Origin of the sequence: Chryseobacterium sp. WX, assembly GCF_029542485.1 — a bacterium.
Taxonomy (GTDB): domain Bacteria; phylum Bacteroidota; class Bacteroidia; order Flavobacteriales; family Weeksellaceae; genus Chryseobacterium; species Chryseobacterium cucumeris.
This window is the reverse complement of sequence record NZ_CP120710.1, coordinates 4,419,613-4,436,645: the sequence shown is the minus strand read 5'-3', so window position 1 is coordinate 4,436,645 and position 17,033 is coordinate 4,419,613. Positions and strand designations below refer to the sequence as shown.

The 17,033-nt window shown below is 35.4% G+C and carries 13 protein-coding genes and 2 pseudogenes; 2 read left to right on the top strand and 13 right to left on the bottom strand.

Annotated elements, in window-relative coordinates; translation table 11 throughout:
- Positions 1 to 374 precede the first annotated feature (374 nt).
- Positions 375 to 1,139: a type I methionyl aminopeptidase gene (map, locus tag PZ898_RS20200; RefSeq protein WP_277694056.1), complete on the bottom strand. Its 765-nt coding sequence runs from the start codon at positions 1,137 to 1,139 to the stop codon at positions 375 to 377.
- Between the two features lie 639 nt (positions 1,140 to 1,778).
- Here map and PZ898_RS20195 point away from each other — a divergent pair.
- Positions 1,779 to 1,931, top strand: a pseudogene (locus PZ898_RS20195) (XRE family transcriptional regulator); the annotation flags it as partial.
- A gap of 119 nt (positions 1,932 to 2,050) precedes the next feature.
- Here PZ898_RS20195 and PZ898_RS20190 read toward each other — a convergent pair.
- The 8 genes and pseudogenes from PZ898_RS20190 to PZ898_RS24355 all read right to left on the bottom strand — a co-directional run.
- Positions 2,051 to 2,203 (bottom strand): annotated as a pseudogene (locus tag PZ898_RS20190) (RHS repeat-associated core domain-containing protein); the annotation flags it as partial.
- A 225-nt stretch (positions 2,204 to 2,428) separates the two neighbouring features.
- Positions 2,429 to 3,193, bottom strand: a complete 765-nt coding sequence (locus PZ898_RS20185; RefSeq protein ID WP_216445307.1) for a hypothetical protein — start codon at positions 3,191 to 3,193, stop codon at positions 2,429 to 2,431.
- 158 nt (positions 3,194 to 3,351) lie between these two features.
- A complete protein-coding gene (locus PZ898_RS24370) occupies positions 3,352 to 4,164 on the bottom strand; it encodes an RHS repeat-associated core domain-containing protein (protein WP_347176649.1) in 813 nt (270 codons plus the stop codon).
- Positions 4,165 to 4,203: 39 nt separating this feature from the next.
- Positions 4,204 to 4,362, bottom strand: coding sequence for a hypothetical protein (locus PZ898_RS24365; RefSeq protein WP_347176648.1), 159 nt, complete (start codon positions 4,360 to 4,362; stop codon positions 4,204 to 4,206).
- Positions 4,363 to 4,512: 150 nt separating this feature from the next.
- Entirely contained in the window at positions 4,513 to 4,944 is a 432-nt protein-coding gene (locus tag PZ898_RS20175; RefSeq protein ID WP_277694055.1) for a hypothetical protein, read from the bottom strand.
- Positions 4,926 to 5,888: an RHS repeat-associated core domain-containing protein gene (locus PZ898_RS24360; protein ID WP_347176660.1), complete on the bottom strand. Its 963-nt coding sequence runs from the start codon at positions 5,886 to 5,888 to the stop codon at positions 4,926 to 4,928. Before PZ898_RS24360 ends, PZ898_RS20175 begins: the two co-directional genes overlap by 19 nt.
- Positions 5,889 to 6,089: 201 nt before the next feature.
- The gene (locus tag PZ898_RS20165) at positions 6,090 to 6,530 is read right to left on the bottom strand and encodes a hypothetical protein (RefSeq protein WP_216445308.1); all 441 of its coding nucleotides are present in this window, start codon (positions 6,528 to 6,530) and stop codon (positions 6,090 to 6,092) included.
- Between the two features lie 553 nt (positions 6,531 to 7,083).
- Complete coding sequence (locus tag PZ898_RS24355) at positions 7,084 to 7,623, bottom strand: RHS repeat-associated core domain-containing protein (RefSeq protein WP_347176647.1); 540 nt, start codon at positions 7,621 to 7,623, stop codon at positions 7,084 to 7,086.
- A 195-nt stretch (positions 7,624 to 7,818) separates the two neighbouring features.
- Here PZ898_RS24355 and PZ898_RS20155 point away from each other — a divergent pair, with 195 nt between their 5' ends.
- Entirely contained in the window at positions 7,819 to 8,037 is a 219-nt protein-coding gene (locus PZ898_RS20155) for a hypothetical protein (RefSeq protein WP_277694054.1), read from the top strand.
- 79 nt (positions 8,038 to 8,116) lie between these two features.
- On the opposite strand, the gene PZ898_RS20150 is transcribed toward PZ898_RS20155, so the two are convergent.
- Genes PZ898_RS20150 through PZ898_RS20135 form a run of 4 tightly spaced genes read right to left on the bottom strand, consistent with a single transcriptional unit; the run spans position 8,117 to position 16,829 of the window.
- Positions 8,117 to 8,500: a hypothetical protein gene (locus PZ898_RS20150; protein WP_277694053.1), complete on the bottom strand. Its 384-nt coding sequence runs from the start codon at positions 8,498 to 8,500 to the stop codon at positions 8,117 to 8,119.
- Between the two features lie 4 nt (positions 8,501 to 8,504).
- On the bottom strand, positions 8,505 to 11,942 hold the full coding sequence (locus PZ898_RS20145; protein ID WP_277694052.1) for a DUF6443 domain-containing protein: 3,438 nt from the start codon (positions 11,940 to 11,942) through the stop codon (positions 8,505 to 8,507).
- Between the two features lie 5 nt (positions 11,943 to 11,947).
- Positions 11,948 to 15,223, bottom strand: coding sequence for a hypothetical protein (locus tag PZ898_RS20140; RefSeq protein WP_277694051.1), 3,276 nt, complete (start codon positions 15,221 to 15,223; stop codon positions 11,948 to 11,950).
- A gap of 1 nt (position 15,224) precedes the next feature.
- A complete protein-coding gene (locus tag PZ898_RS20135; RefSeq protein WP_277694050.1) occupies positions 15,225 to 16,829 on the bottom strand; it encodes a T9SS type A sorting domain-containing protein in 1,605 nt (534 codons plus the stop codon).
- Between the last annotated feature and the right edge of the window lie 204 nt (positions 16,830 to 17,033).

Sequence of the window (17,033 nt, the reverse complement as noted above, 5' to 3'; positions counted from 1 at the left end):
TGTGAAGTGATTTTATTCTATAAATATAACAAAGTATTTTATGCCCAACAATATAAAGTCTGGCTTTTTCATCAATGGAATATTACTGCAGATTTTTCGGAGTATAGATAACGAAGCGTTTTTTTATTGTAACGCACAGCTTTCTATTCTTACAACTAAATATAAGGGAACAGAGCTGCAATCAACAAGTTAATTGGAGGGAGCTTGGTGATTATAGTAACGCTGTTAGTTTGTTTTTAACGCAAAGGCACAAAGTTTTTACTGCTGATGTATATTTAAGGTGCAAGAAGATCAAAGATTTTCAGCAGGGAATTCCAATAACATTCTTTTTTCTTAAAAATGATGATGATGATTTTCGCACCGGTGCGGTTCTTTTAATTCAGGATTTCGTTCATTTCGGTTAAAATGATAGGTTTTCCATCTGTGATTACGATGGTATGTTCGTGCTGGGCCATATAACCGCCTTTATTGCCTACCATGGTCCAGCCGTCTTTTAATTCTACAGCGATATTGGAATCGGTGGAAATAAATGTTTCAATAGCCACCACAGAGTTTTTCTTGAAACGTCTGGAATCATAGCGGTTTCTGTAGTTCAGCAATTCGTCAGGCTGTTCGTGTAAGCTTCTCCCTACTCCATGGCCTGCAAGATTCTTAATAACTTTAAGACCTCTTTTTTTGGCTTCTGTTTCCATTAAATGCCCTATGTCTGCTATTTTGACACCGCCTTTGATATTGTCTATAGCTTTTCTTAAAATGTCTTTGGAAGCTTCCACCAATTTTTGATGTCCGTGAATATCTTCTCCAATCACAAAAGAACCTCCGTTATCTGCCCAATATCCTTCCAATTCTGCAGAAACATCAATATTGATCAGATCGCCTTCTTTCAAAATCCTCTGATCTGTTGGAATCCCATGGCAGAATTCATTATCCACGCTGATACACGTCCATCCTGGAAATCCATATGTAAGGTAAGGTGCTGATTTTGCTCCGAAACTTTCCAGTATTCTGGCTCCATATTCGTCCAGATCTTTGGTGGTCATGCCGGGTTCGGCGTAATCCATCATCTTCTTCAGCGTATAGGCAACAGCTTCACTTACTTTTTGCATTCCGAGCATCTGATCTTCGTTGGTGATTGACATCGTTTTGTTTTGATTGTTATTGAGAACTACAAAGTTAGGAAATTTAAATATTACCGTATGCCCTGTTTCCAATCCTTACATCCATTTATTGAAAATATAGTGATTACCCCCTTCACCAACCCCCTCTCCCCCCTTGGGTAAGGGGGTAGATCCAGTTATCTAAGGGGCTAAAGGGTGTTCCATAACGGTCTCCGGCTGCTTGAATAAGGGGTGACAGGCACTTATAGAACGGTCTGGAGGCTTTTAAGGAAGGGGTTACAGGCTGTTCCGAAGGGGCTGAAGGGGGTTCCATAACGGTCTCCAGCTACTTGAATAAAAGGCTATAGGGACTTATGAAAACAGTTGAGACGGTTGTAAAGTATTGATACCTATTTGATAAAGTGTCCGGAGATACTTACAATAGTATCTGAAGGCATTTCTTAAGTGGTTGGAGACAGTTTACGAAATGATTATAGCAAATTAATAAGCGACTGCAGACATTTACTGGAGTGACTGAAAACACTTCTGAAACTGCTGGAGACAGTTTATAAACCAGTTCCCGACACTTTACTACATATGGCCGGAATATTTTACCGGATATTTTTTAACCTTTACTTTACAGAATGTATTATCTTTGAGTCTTCACAAATTGATTAAAGAATGGACCACAAAATACATCAGGGAAGAAATATAAAGCGTTTCAGAGAAATGCTGGGAATAAAGCAGGAAGCATTGGCACTTGATCTGGGCGACGACTGGAACCAAAAAAAGATCTCTTTACTTGAACAAAAAGAAACTATTGAAAACCAGCTATTTCCAAGAATAGTACTGTTCTGATCAAATTTCCAATGTAATGCAAACACATTCTGTCTTCCATCCAGATCAATAAACATCACAGGATTATTATAGGCATAGGCATAGGTACTCCATCTTCTGGATGTTTCTGCCAGCGGATCGATTACTCCCCATCTTCCAAGGTCCGGCATATACATTCTTGCTCCATAATCATACATTCCGCTTTCCTGAAGCTCTTTACCATTGTATTTATAACTATAATACCTTCCAAAATTAGAAGTATTTAGCATCCCTTCAATATGGTTTAAACCAAACAGATAGTAGTTGTTGGTGTATGTCACTTCAAGAGCTCCTTCATTGTTTTTTGCAAAACTTATCCTTTTATTTCCCAGATGATTTCTATACTAGTAAATATAACGGTTTCTCTAGAATAGAAATTAAATGCCACTGTTTTTGCAGTGGCTTTTATTCTTACCTGCCACACGAAAGGATTCGTGCGGGAGCGGGGATATCTATTAATAAGGTAAAGTGCCATTACAAATAATGGGAGCTTGCTGATACGCTTCAGATAGCTTATCACTTAAATATTTTTCATTTATTGAATTTACTCCAATTCCTAAATACATAGAATCATTGTTAATAAGAATCATTCCTTTAGGATAATGAGAATTTTTTTTATTTACAAAATAGAAATCATATTCCCTCTTGGGCTCTGATAAAATAAATGAAAACATTTCAAAATAATCATCAGTTTCAAACTCTATTTTTCCCAAATATTGAGGATATCTAAAAAATTCATCTTTAGGTTTAAATCCGATTAACCAGTTTTTCATGAAATCAAGTATCACCTCTTTTTCGATTTTATTAATGTGTATATAGAGATCTGTTAATTGAGATTCATTAATATCAATAAAGTTTTTAACAATATATAATGTACGATTATCCAATCTAGACAGAATAATTTCCATTATTTTAATATAATAGTCAATAGAGTCATATGATAATCCTGCTGTAAACACAACCAGTTTTTCATTTTTTTTTAATAAATAATAAGTAAATACTAGAAAATTTTCTATTGCTTCGCATGAATTTAAATGATCATCTTTAAAGCCTATTATATTTTCAATTTCATCTTTTAGTTTTTCCTTATCTTTTAATTTATCATAATTATTACCATAAATTTTAACTGCATTTTCAATAGGAAAATTAACGGCAGTAAAATCTTTATTATCAATTAAGCTTTGATAATCACTGTCTATATCTATTACTGTTAAGCTCATATTCAATTATTTAGTGTTTAATTTACTAATTGGTATATTGTAATTTCTCAATCAACTTTTGTCTTATCACCCCCCCTTAAGAATTATTTTTATATTTTTTATATCTCCTGTTTCAATAGCATATCTAATTGCTGCATTCATACTATGATTTCCTTCTGTTAAAACTGTTTTCCATCAAGAGTTATAAATCCTCCTCCTGGCTTATTAAATTTTCCAGCTTTCATCTGTTGATAATACCCCTCAATTATTTCTTCAGAATTTTTGGCCAAGCTCGATGGTCCACCGCTATAAAAATTAGCTTTCTCAGCAAAATCTGCTATCCTTTTTCTCATTGCTTCTTTAGGTCCAATAAATTTTCCAACATGTCCTGTTCCCATTCCAGAGCCTATCAACCCATGTTCTGCCCCCCATCTAATACCTCCTCCTCCTACATTACTTCTCATATAACCTGTCATTTGACCTCTGAGGTCATCCATTCTTGCCTGTCCTTCTGCATCCAAAACAAAAGCATTTCTTGTATGGGTATCAAACCAACCAGATAAAGGACCTCTAATATTTCTCTGAACCCAATTTGCTGTTCTTTGTCTAAATCTGCTTAAGCCATTTCCTGGAGGGTCCATAAAATCTGTAAAATCTTTTTCTTGAAAAAATTGGTTCTGAGCGAGATAATCCATTGCATCCTTAAACATTTGTGATTGTAGAAAAGAACCTCCTGATCCTCCATGATCTCCACCATTCCACATGCTTTTAAAATTACCTTCAAAACCTGAACTTACATAAGAGTCATCAAACCAACTATTTCCAAGGATAGTACTGTTCTGTTCAAATTTCCAATGCAATGCAGACACATTTTCTCTTCCATCCGGATCAATAAACATCACAGGATTATTATAAGCATAGGCATAGGTACTCCATCCTCTGGATGTTTCTGCCAGCGGATCTATTACCTCCCATCTTCCAAGGTCCGGCATATACATTCTGGCACCATAGTCATTCCATCCGGTTTCCTTTTATAATTCCTTACCGTTGTATTGATAATTGTAAGATGGGTTGCCACCTACATTATTATATCCCAAATGCTTTAATCCAAAAGGATAATAATTGTTTTCTTCAAGAGCTTCTGCGCTGCCGCCGGCATTTTTAAAATAGCTGAGGCATATATTTCCCAAGTGGGTGGTAATACTTATTATCTTGAAAAAATTTGTTAACATAAAATAAAAACAGATGATTTATTTGACCATCTGTTTTTAATTAATTTATTTAAAACTTTTTTCGTCGATGTCGATTAATAAAATACATCAACATATTTGAGACATACCTTAATCTTTTATAAATTTAGAAAGTTCTACAGGAATTGGAGGAAGCTTATTTTTATCTTTAATAAAAATTCCTTTTTTACCATCTCCGATAAATACATTGGTTTCTTGATAATCAGCATTATAGAACCATATTTCACCTTTATCATCAACATAAATAGTCCACTTCATGTGATTACTTATTGAATTATTAATATTTCTCTGGTATAATAATTTACTGTGAAGATCAAAAAGACCATAGACAATTGTACCTTCTTTAAATTCTTTTACTACTATATCAACATCTTTAAAATAATATAATCCAGGAGAATTTATAAATGTATTTCTTTTAACAAACACACCCGACTTTTTATCATTACTATCCCTTGTAAAATTAGAATTCTTATCACAACTAACAAGTAGAAATAATGCTATAATTAATGTAATCTTTCCCATTCTTTATTTTTTATTATAATTGTTTGAGTCCACTGAATTGTTATCCAATAATCTTTAGGATGACCAACTTTATTAGTGATATAGTTAAAAATTTTATCTGCCATGTAAGTACTATTATGGTTGATTTGATCTGTCCATTTCAAATTAAATTTAAAAATATATGAATCACTTGATTTATCATATTTTCCGTTCGCTACATAACTTAAATAGTTGGTTCCATGCAACATTTTATATCCAGTGTTATATCCATTATCAATTTCAAAATGAAAATTTCCCGAAGTTTCAGAATATTTAGTCTTCCCCTCAGAATTCATAGAATAACTTCTTGCACGCGCTATTCTTTGTAACCTTTCTAGTAAAATTTTATTACCTTTCATATAATCACTCCAACCTTTATCATATGAGAAATTTAAACTTTTTCCTGATCCTCCAAGCCAGTGATTCATCAATTCTTCACCTTTTTTGTCAAAGTACCAAAATGCAGGTGGATCACCATCCTTATTTCCTCCTTCAAATTGCGAAAAATCAGTACCTTTGAAATACTCAGGTTCCGGTTCAGAAAGATAAGCCATTGCATCCTTAAACATTTGTGATTGTAGATAAGAACCTCCTGATCCTCCATGATCTCCACCATTCCACATGCTTTTAAAATTACCTTCAAAACCTGAACTTACATAAGAGTCATCAAACCAGCTATTACCAAGAATAGTACTGTTCTGTTCAAATTTCCAATGCAATGCAGACACATTTTCTCTTCCATCAGGATCTATGAACATCACAGGATTGTCATAGGCATAGGTATAAGTACTCCATCTTCTAGATTTTTCTGCCAGCGGATCTATTACACCCCACCTTCCTAGGTCCGGCATATACATTCTTGCCCCATAATCATACATTCCGCTTTCCTGAAGCTCTTTACCATTGTATTTATAACTGTAGAAAATTCCAAAGTTAGAAGTACTGAAAGCCCCTGAGATATGGTTCAGCCCAAAAGGATAATAATTGTTGGTATCGATAATTTCAGGAACGCCTGCGCTGTTTTTGGCAAAGGTTACCCTTGCATTTCCAAGGTGGTCTTTTTACCAACACATCTGAAACACCTGATATGAACGCTAACACTAGCTTGCAGTTTGTTGCTTATGTATTTAATTATTTTTTTCAAACTCGTATTTTAGCATTTCATCAGGATCACCTTCCCATATAAAAATATTCCATGGTGGGTTATTTCCATTGATACCTTGCCCTGAGATATAAAATAAAATTTCCCCTTTTGTTCCCTCGGGTAGATTATATTTCATAGTAATTCCATTGTCTATATTATCAAGAATACCACTTTCTACATTTTCTGTAAACTGCCAAGTTCCTTCAGCATTTAATTCTCTATTTTTATTTTTTGGAAAACTACTGATTTTATAATGATCGACCCCTTTCAAAATACAAGTTCCATTTTTATTTAATTTGATATATGCATTATCAGATGACTTCCAAGTTCCTATAAAATCTGATTGTTTTGGCTTAGTTTCACCACAACTATATAACATAATTGTTAATAGTGTAATTAATAAATATTTTAATTTTGTTTTCATTTTAGATATAATACTTCTGTCCAGTGAAATGATTGAGTAGTTTTAGACCCCCAACCTGTTTTAAATTTTTCATTAATAAGTTTCCCCGCTGTCTGTTGCCAAATTGGAAGATAGCCAAGCACAGGAGAGCGGGACGCAGATTGCATTGTAGAAGAATTTTCAACATGAAATGAAACAACTACACTCTTATTATATGCTGCTGCCGTGTATTCTAAGTTATAAGATCCTAAATATGTTACTGCTAAATTCCCTGTTAACCGCCTGTTAATAACGTTGAATAATCTTGAAGATAAAGCCCAACTCCTTTTATACCACCTAGCTTATAAGAATTTGACCCCTATAAACTACTTTGACTTAAAGCCATTTTAGATAGGATAATATCCCTAGTGGCTTGTACATGACTATGTTGTCTTAACATTTCTGTCATTAAGTCTCCATTAGTAAAATCTCGGTGTCTTGGACCTGTTCCTGAAAGCCACTCTACACCTAATTGCCAAGGAGTTATTTCTTTATTTGAAGGAAAATTTTCACGCCTTAATTTCAGCATGTTAAATTATCCCACTTCAGTGACATTTGGATCAGAATCCTCATAATCTGTCCACCATTTCAAAGTACCATTCTGATTAACCAATCCGCCAGTTCCCCCATTATAAAATGCATCCATCAGATCTGCAAACGCCTGTGTCTGTACGAAGGGTCTACTTCCCGAACCACCATGATCCCCTCCGTTCCACATGGTTTTGAAATTATTACCAAAGCCTGAACTCACGTAAGAATCATCAAACCAACTGTTTCCAAGAATAGTACTGTTCCTATCAAATTTCCAATGTAATGCAGACACATTCTGCATTACATCCGGGTCTATAAACATCACAGGATTATTATAAGCATAGGCATAGGTACTCCATCCTCTGGATGTTTCTGCCAGCGGATCGATTACTCCCCATCTTCCAAGGTCCGGTATATACATTCTTGCTCCATAATCATACATTCCGCTTTCCTGAAGCTCTTTACCATTGTATTTGTACTGGTAGGCATTCTGAGTGGTGGCGGTATAATTATGCATCATCCCGAAAGGATAATAGTTATTCACTTCTACAATTTCCCCCGGTTTCCATTCTCCAAGGCAACCAAATTTAGGCGAACATGTTGATGTATTATATCTCCTTGGCTGGATAATACCATCTCCATTTGTATCGGTATAACTTAATCTTACATTTCCCAGATGATCTATGCTGTAAATATAACAGTTTCTCTAGAATAAAAAGTAAAAGCCACTGTTTTTGCAGTGGCTTTTATTCTTACCTGCCACACGAAAGGATTCGTGCGGGAGCGTGGGGTAATTCCTGAAGAAGTAACCATCGAGGATAAACCAGATTTTGAGAAGCTGCATTTAATTAATCAGCTTGACGAGGAAGATCGCTCAATGATTTTTAAAATGGTAGATAAAATGCTCACTACAAAAAAATTTAAAGACTTCTTTAATAAAAATGTAGCTGCTTTATAAAACATAAAACCCACCGCAATTGCGATGGGTTTATTTGTATCTGTCGACACGAGCTATACACTCGCTCCAGCGTGGGAGATTAATCTTCCTTATATAAAGGAATCTTTCGTATTTCGTCATTTACTTTTTGTAAAGTATCTTCAGATATATTATTTTTCTTTAAGAATGATAAAACTTCTTCAACATTTTCTTCTTTTTCAATACAAAATAGTTTCATTTTATTTCTATAAAAAATACTAATATTAAGTAAAGCATGTGGCGAATATGTTTTAATAGAATAGATAGTAAGATTATGATTTTTGAAAATAATTTTAGTTACTATGGAACTATTAAATGTATTTTGATCTAAAACTTCATCAAAGACAAATTTTGATATTTCAATCCTTTTATTTGAAATGTCTTTATATTTATTTTGTGAATAAAATAAAGAAGTAAACAAAAAAAACACTAATATAAATTTCATTCTATTATTTATTTAATTCTTTTAAAACTTTATCTTCAGATCTTTCTGGAACAGATTCAATATCTCGTTCTTTATAACCTTTCTTGCCCTCATTATTAGCATTATATCTACCATCTATAATATTTTTAGGATCTGTTGCATGTGTTATTTCATGAGCAGCTGTTGCAGAAATCATACCACTTACATCATTCTTATCATGCAACTTTCCATATTCTAACGCTTGAGCATCCCAAACTAATTCATTTTTAGTCTCACTAATCCTCTTAGATACAGTTTTTATAGTTCCTTCATAGATAACTATCTTCATTTTAGTCAAATCATATTCTCCCGTTTTCTCATTAAGTTTGTATTCAGGTGTAGTACCTCCCATTCTCTTTGAATCCGTTTTCTTAGTATCAACTGAAAAGCTTACTTCGTGTTTAGCATTCACGGCATCTTTTAATTTCGCTAATCCTTCATTAGTTCTTGCTAAGGCATTTCCGACTTTTTTAGTATCTGCACTTGCATTTTTACTCCAAGTTAATGTCCCATCGGCATTTTGTTTGTAAGTAACTTTCTTGCCATCAGTTCCTCTAATCCATTCAGGAGCTCTTCCATCTGGATCTACAAAACGGATTGGATTATCAAACGTATAATTGTACGGAGACCAGCGACGCATTAATTCTGCTTTTGGATCCACCACGCCCCATCTACCTAAGTCAGGCATATAGAATCTCGCTCCATAATCATACATCCCAGTCTCCTGTAGCTCCTTGCCATTGTACTTGTATTGATAAGCATTCTGGGTAGTCGCAGTATAATTATGCAGTAATCCAAAAGGATAATAATTATTGACTTCTACAATTTCTCCCGGTTTCCATTCTCCAAGGCAACCAAATTTAGGCGAACATGTTGATGTATTATATCTCCTTGGCTGGATAATACCATCTCCATTTGTATCGGTATAACTTAATCTTACATTTCCCAGATGATCTGTAAAATTATAGACATACTTGTTGAGAAGCGCATCATAATATCCTTCAGAAGTAGGAATGTTCCTCAATTTCAATTCTGGAATCTCATTGGGATCAGGAATGAAAGTACCTTCTCCATCCCATGATTCTCTTAAAAATGTAGATTTATACTGGAAGCCATCCAGATAATGGGTTTCCAGATCCCCAAAAAGCTTCTTTACTTTTACCCCGTCTGCTCTGTAAAGATAGCTTGTCAATTTTGAGTTTTGGGTAATCTTATCTGGTAAATTTAAATAATTATATTCAATAGAGGAAATTCCTTTATCCAAATGTTTGGTCATGTTTCCATTCCCGCTGAGATTACCATTATCATACTCAATAGGATTAGGAACTGTAAGGGAAGGATAACCAGATGGATTTTGCTGCTGGTCTGTAACTTTCACTAACTTATTTCCTACATAATCATACTTTAAATTATCAATCATTAAAGTGGTGTTTGCTCCTGGAAGCAATCCTTCAGTTCTTACCAGATTCAGGATATTTCCATTCACGTCATAGGCCAGAAGCTCATTGTATTCTTTTGCATAGGGATTTGTATCCTTCTGATAAAAACCACCTGTGAGTCTGTTTATACTATCATATGCGTAGCCATATCTTTTTAACGGTTCATTATCTTCTGTTAGGGTTTTCCACGATACTTCAGCAATATTTCCGTTATATTTTGGTTTTACTTTTTGATTCGGGTAGTCTGCATTGGGAATTTCCAGCCCTTCCACTTTATTATAATTGATCTTATACCCAAACAGATCACTTCCTAAGTTGGCAGGATCATTAATCTGGGTCAGCCAGCCACGGATATTATATTTATAATCTATCGATTGTAATGGTGATGATAGAGATGTTCCACCTACTTTCTTAGATTCAAGCTGAGAAATTTCATTGTACTTATTCTGAGTTAAAATCTCTACCGGATTACTGTCTACCTGATGTTTGTGTACCAGTAACCTGTTTTGGCTGTCATAATCAAACATTTCGGTAATCACTCTTTCAGTATCCGTGTTAAGTCTTTTATGTTTTGTTACATTCTGTTTCGTAACTCCTGCAAAATCCAATTTGGATTCTGTATGGGTATAACCTCCCAAATGGTTGATAGAGTGACCTCCGATAGCTCTTCCCTTCGTATCATAATAGGTGTAATTCTTTGTCCAGTTGTCATCCTCAATGTTTTTCACAAAACTCATTACAGGCAGTCCTTTCGTACTTCTTCCGTCAACTGCAGGAATTTCAGTCAATACAGGTTCTCCCTGAATTGTTGAAGGAAATGCAGGATTAAAACTGTAGGCAGGATAGGAGTCGTAATAATTAACAGACAAAATACTTTCAGGGGTAAAATAGACAGCTGTATAATAAATATTCATTCCATTTCTTACAATACCTGTAGAATGGCGCGCATCATAAATAACCAAATCCTTGATCTGATTCTGTAATGTAGCCCTACTGTCATTAGAACTGAATATGCCTGTATAGACAATCCTTCCCCACTGATCATACTTGGTCATCAACCATTTTCCAGATCCTCCCATATTAGCATCCTGGCTAAGCATCAGCCTGTCAGCTTTATCATACACCATAAATTCCCATCCTTTTCCGGGAAGCTTTTTTTCTACCAATCTGCCCTTTCCGTCATAACGGTACTGATAGCATAAGGTATTGAGAAGGTCATCCGTAATAGGCTTATGAACAGCCATAGGAGGAATGACAAATGCCAGCTGGTCATATTCATTGTACACATAATAAGTATCAATATGTTCCGAAGAACTCTTTACTTTCCTTACCAATACAACCTGACCTTTACCATTTTTAAATTCTATGGTTTCATTCTCATCCTCATCTTTGACAGAGTTTTTATAAAGCTGGTTAGGGGCATACACTGTAGCAGGCGATAAGCTCAGTACACTTTTAGTAGCCCCATCTACCCAGCTTGTGGTCGTGGTAAACTGATAGACTTCATTAAATCCGTTAGCATCATACTCGAATTTAACAGGTTTAGTGCTCCAATCATTACCTACCTGAATCTGCTGTTGAATCCTGTCCAGAGGTGAGTTTTCCAATTTTTTTTCAGAATAGATCTTTTCATTTCCGTAGGTGGTAGGATAAACACCCAAAGGTCCTGAATAATAGTTCCCATTGCTTGTGGAAAGTTGAGGAATAGGAAGATAGTCTTTCACCTGTCTCCCGAACGCGTCATATTCAATGTGGGTGACAACGTCTCTTCCCAAAGGTGATTCTTTTACATTAACAATCTGCTTGGGTCTTCCCAGCCCGTCAAAATACTGAACGGTTTCTGAGGATTTGGTTGGAGAAGTTCCGTTATAATCGAGATACGTTTTGGACTGAATATAGTTTTCATTGCTTGAAATCGGGGAAAGCTGGGCGTAGGTTAAGTTGGATAAGAGCAAGGCTCCTATCGGTAGTATGAGTTTTTTCATCAGTTTTAGTTTTTATAATTGTATTTCATTTCTTTCAGCACTTTGCCATTCACATCGATCACTTTCTGAAGCCTGTTTGCGGAATCATACACATAGCTTTCCCTGATTCCGGATGGTGGCGTGATGCTTCTTACTCCTACTAATGGATCATACGTATATGTTGTGATCTGATAAGCGGATAAGGCCGTATTAGCTCTGAAGGTATTCAATGCTGACAAGAAAGATGTTTCATCATTGTTGGGACCAGCTAAAGCGTCTGTATTGGAAGCATTAACAATAGAATCAATTAAAGACTGCTGGATGTCTGTTAATTTGGCTCCTTCTATTTTGGCAATAGGCTGGGTTTGGTTGTAACCCCAGATAATGACTGTTGAAATACCATCTTTTGTGGTGTATTGCTTAAGATTTCCTTTAGAATCATATTGATCATAAATAACCTCGGTAGTAGGATTATTCTGAAGATCATACGACACTGCTGAGCTTGGAAGTAAGTTCAGTGGATTGTCATATTTGGTTTCCGTTCTTGACAGTACTTTACCTACAGCATCATTGGCATTTTGTTTTTTTGTAACCTGTGTCTCTATAGGAGTATCAATGATATTAGCATTAATAAGTTTCTGAATGCCTTTTTCATGCGCATACTGATAGTCTGTCACAACATTTTCCCCGGATGAAAATGTAGATAATGTACTCTTTAAATTGACAGGTTTATTAATATCCGTATCTGAATAAGTATATACGGTTTGATTTTCAACCTTTTTATCTCCCTCAAAATGATCTATTACCTTTGATATTTTACGTTCTATCTTTCCTCCGTAAATTTCTACAGCACTCATATTGACCTGATAAGAGGATAATGGAGGTACGTTAAAATTCTCTACATTGTAAGGTACAATATCCAGATCAAGCCCAAAAGCAATCTCTTCATTGGTAACGGGATTATATCCTGATAGCTTATTTTTCAATGGGTTGATTTCATATTTAAATATTTCTTCTTTTAGAGTATTAGCTCCTTTCTTATACGTCGTTTTTAACGGGAGTCCATATCTCCAATCATCATATGGTCCTGTCTTGTCTGCATAAACAGAGCTTGTCCCGGCATTTCCATCTGCAAATTCATAAATAGTTTCTCCAAGATCATTATACTCTTTTACCGTAGAATAGGTGACTATATTGGACATGCTATAAGAGTTATAAGCGCTTCCTGTATTTTGAACCATATAATCTCTCTGAATATAATCTGATGATGCTGCATGTTCTGGGCTTGGATGAGCTACTCTATAAAAAGGTTTAACAAATTGAAACGGACGTTTAAGCTTTCCTGAACCTTTAGAAACTCCTGTAATCGGATCAACCCTTTCATAGCTGTAGTTATAGATATTAGACGTATTACTGGCATCTACATCTTCTACTTTTGTTATTCTGAGCCCACCAACATTTGAAATTAAATTGGTTGCAATTTGTTTGTTATATTTGATGTCAAATGAAAAATCACAGCCACAGTCTCCTATACGCTGCAAACGTAATTGAATGGGGCTTGTTGTAGCACTAAATTCTGCAGTAAAGCTTTTTCCGTTAGAAGTATATACCTGTCCTGACATATTTATGCTGCCCTGGCATCTGTTTTCATGGATCTGGGCAATGTCATCATTATTATTCATACAGCCATTTCCAAAAGTGATTTTAAATCTTGCATTAGACTTATTCATAAAAACAGATTGCGGAACTGTAACCAGGGTATCACGAATAGGTTTCACAAAAGTACCCGGGTCCTGATTATTACCCACACTCATATAATTTTCATACGCTTCAATGGTGGAATATTGGGTTGTTTCAATGGTATTGCTTTCATAATAAAGCTTTTTAGAAGCACCGGTAGGATATTTGATAGCTGTTAAAACTCCTAGTTGGGCATAAGTAGGATTCGTATTTCTATTTCTGCCTCCGATTATTGTGCTTTGGCTCGCCCCGATATTACTAGAAAAAATCTGATCCGGGATACTGGTGTTTGACTTGCTGTAAAATGTATTATTAAAATATCCCCAGTAATCATCATTATTAGAATTTCTTGCAGGAAGAGGGCTTGTTTCATTATAAGAAAATGCATAACTCTTATTTTGAAGATTATCTTTTAAGCCTATAAGTTTAAGCCTGTAATCTTCATAGGTTTTATCAACAGAGCTTGATTCAAAATAAGAATGATTCAGCAAAAAATCTTTTATTATTTTTCCTGATTTGTCTTTGACAACAATTCTTTTCAACGCAGTGCCGGCAGATGAATTGATATCTTTTCTATACATTTCATTACCTACGGTCATTAAATTGTCATCTCCTGAATATTTGAACTCAATTTGCCCTTCAGGAAATGTAATTTTTGTAATTAATTTTTCAAAGTTCGTATTGATGTCAATTCTCGGTGGCGGAGATGTTTGAATCGGAGGAAAAGGAGTATAGCCCACGGGAGCATTTTGGGAAGTCAGAATTCTACTTTCAAATTTACTTTCTTCAGAATAGTTTAGCTTTTTTTGATACTCAATTTGTATCCCCTGATTTCTCGATGTACGCAAACTGTCCATTAAAAAAGAATTGACAGCCAATTGAGGAACCGTTTGAGATCGTTTAGTCATCACTGAATTTTTCCCCGACAGCCAGAATTTGTTACCTTTTGAATCTGTTATGGTGAAACTACCATTATCAGGCAGTCTTTCAATCAAAACATCTTCATGAGGAATCGGAAAACCTTTGTTATTATTTATTATAAAACTGCCATTTACGGTAGGGAGGTTATACGAAAACAGATCGGGCTGCACATCATACATCCCATCATAAAGAAAGCCCAAGACCTCTTTTTTGGCATTATCATTCCAAGGATCAATAGATGAATATTGATAAGCTGTATTGTAATCTTTAAAATAGATTGGAAAAAAATCATCATCTTTTCCCATAATATTCTTTGAAATGGTATTGGGTATGGATAATGACCATCCTAATCCTACTGAGCTTGAAATCTCATTCTGTTTAATTCCTCCTGTATTATAAGAAAGCTTAATGGGGAAAACCATATCTCCTAATTGAATATCATAAATGGGAATAGTTATATTAGCTTTCCCGTTAAATAGATCCATAGGAAGCTTTCCTACTTTATCAAAGCTGTAGGCATCAGGGGAGGTTGGAAAAGATAAGACTTCTTTACTCTGCTGCGCATTAATTCCAATTCCGGACTGTGAGTATCCAAATGAAAAAATAGACAACAACACTATTACAAATATTCTTTTCATCATTTTATTTCTTAATTAATTTGGCATTCGCCGTTTTGTTGGTATCAGTTTTTATCGTCAGCAGATAAGCTCCCTGAACCAAAGCCTGGGTATTGATCTTAGTCACTCTGTTTTTAGTTTTTATACTTTGGAGCTGTCTTCCGCTCATATCATATAACAGAATATCTGCTTCTTTAAAGTCGTTGAATCCTATTTCTACATAAGCGTAGTCAGATACTGGATTTGGATAGATCTTGATGTCGTATTTTTCAATCAACTGGTCTACCTGTTTGTCTCCCAGCTTTACAATTTTCCAGTTTTCTTTACCCAGCTCTTCTGCACTGGTTCCGGCAAGAATAATGGAACCGTCTCTGTTGAGTTTTAAATCAGAAAGTCTTTCTTCTTTTTGTCTGGATTCTCCTTTTACGTGTTTTCTCCACTGCTCATTGCCATTTTGATCTAAATACAGCATCCAAAAGGTTTCATCATCAGTTTGAATTCTTCCTTCAGCCTGGGTGTAACCTCCTAATAAAATTCCTTTAGAAGATTTATCGTCAGCAGAATGAAGAACACTCATTCCCATTAGAATATCTCTGTTTTTGAAATTGTAGGATTTCTGCCACTGCTCTTCTCCTCTTTCATTGAGAGCAATCAGCCATAGGTCTGTTCCTTCTTCAATGCCTACGGTTTTGTTTCCTGATCTTTCTGATCTTGATTCTCCACCAATGATAAAACCTGTAGAGGTTAGTGCTAGGGTTCTCAAATGATCATCTCCTTTGCCTCCGAAGTTCTTTTCCCATTCTACTTTTCCGTTTTTATCCAATTTTACGATCCAGTAGTCGCCTTCACCGAAATTGTCGCTCTGCTTTGAGGTTGCAGATCTATCAGAGGGGGTATTGGTACTAATTGCTGATTGCTGATTATTTGTTTTAACAACTCCACTCCTTGAATAAATCCCCAGTAACGCTCCTCCATCTCTCGTTGGAATCATCTTTTCCACTTCATCCAAGCCTTTTCCACCTACGATTAATTGGGAGAGTTCTTTTCCGCTTTTATCGAGTCTGGTAATCCAGACATCTTTAGAGCCATAGCCTTTTACTGAATTCTGTACGTTTCCTGCAACAAAAAATCCTAAATCAGTAGTCTGGATAACCGCTCTGGCTTCTTCATCGGAAGAACTTCCCAACGTTTTCTGCCATAATTCATCTCCAAATTCATTGATTCTGATCAGCCAGATATCTGAGCCGCCTTTGGAATCCTCTTTTTTATCCAATCCTTTTCCGGAATAAGATGTTCCGGCTAGTAAAAAACCTCCATCCTGAGTAGTAACTGTTGCAGATAAATAGTCATGGTTCTGTCCTGAGAAATATTTCTCCCAGACTTCCTGACCCTGTTGATTGAGTTTTACCAAATGAAAATCGTAACCGTTATTCTGCTTACTGCCTGAAGCCTGTTGCTTATTGCTTTGAATAGAACTTCCTGTGATCAAATACTGCTGATCAATGGTTGTGGTGACCTGGCTTAGAAAATCCTGGGTAGAGGATTGGATATCTTTCTGCCACATCACTTCCTGGGCAGATATGCCCAGGATCGTGCATAAAGTGAATGCACTGAGATAAAGTTTTCTCATTCTCGTGTTGTCATTTTTTGAGTTAGTAATTAGTTTATTAAAACGCAGCGAATTTAGTACTTTTTAAGACACAAAAATTGATATACTTCAACCTACTATAAATCATGCTATTAATAGTTAGATTTTCTATATATTGTATTGCAATTTGTATCATTATGATGCAAAAATATCTACTCACGGCGACAGAACCTGTCGTATTAAAAA

Excerpts from the sequence above, each read along its gene's own strand:
- map (WP_277694056.1), bottom strand. The coding sequence starts at position 1,139 with ATGTCAATCACCAACGAAGATCAGATGCTCGGAATGCAAAAAGTAAGT.
- PZ898_RS20185 (WP_216445307.1), bottom strand. The coding sequence starts at position 3,193 with ATGAGCTTAACAGTAATAGATATAGACAGTGATTATCAAAGCTTAATT.
- PZ898_RS24370 (WP_347176649.1), bottom strand. The coding sequence starts at position 4,164 with ATGCCGGACCTTGGAAGATGGGAGGTAATAGATCCGCTGGCAGAAACA.
- PZ898_RS20175 (WP_277694055.1), bottom strand. The coding sequence starts at position 4,944 with ATGGGAAAGATTACATTAATTATAGCATTATTTCTACTTGTTAGTTGT.
- PZ898_RS20165 (WP_216445308.1), bottom strand. The coding sequence starts at position 6,530 with ATGAAAACAAAATTAAAATATTTATTAATTACACTATTAACAATTATG.
- PZ898_RS20150 (WP_277694053.1), bottom strand. The coding sequence starts at position 8,500 with ATGAAATTTATATTAGTGTTTTTTTTGTTTACTTCTTTATTTTATTCA.
- PZ898_RS20145 (WP_277694052.1), bottom strand. The coding sequence starts at position 11,942 with ATGAAAAAACTCATACTACCGATAGGAGCCTTGCTCTTATCCAACTTA.
- PZ898_RS20140 (WP_277694051.1), bottom strand. The coding sequence starts at position 15,223 with ATGATGAAAAGAATATTTGTAATAGTGTTGTTGTCTATTTTTTCATTT.
- PZ898_RS20135 (WP_277694050.1), bottom strand. The coding sequence starts at position 16,829 with ATGAGAAAACTTTATCTCAGTGCATTCACTTTATGCACGATCCTGGGC.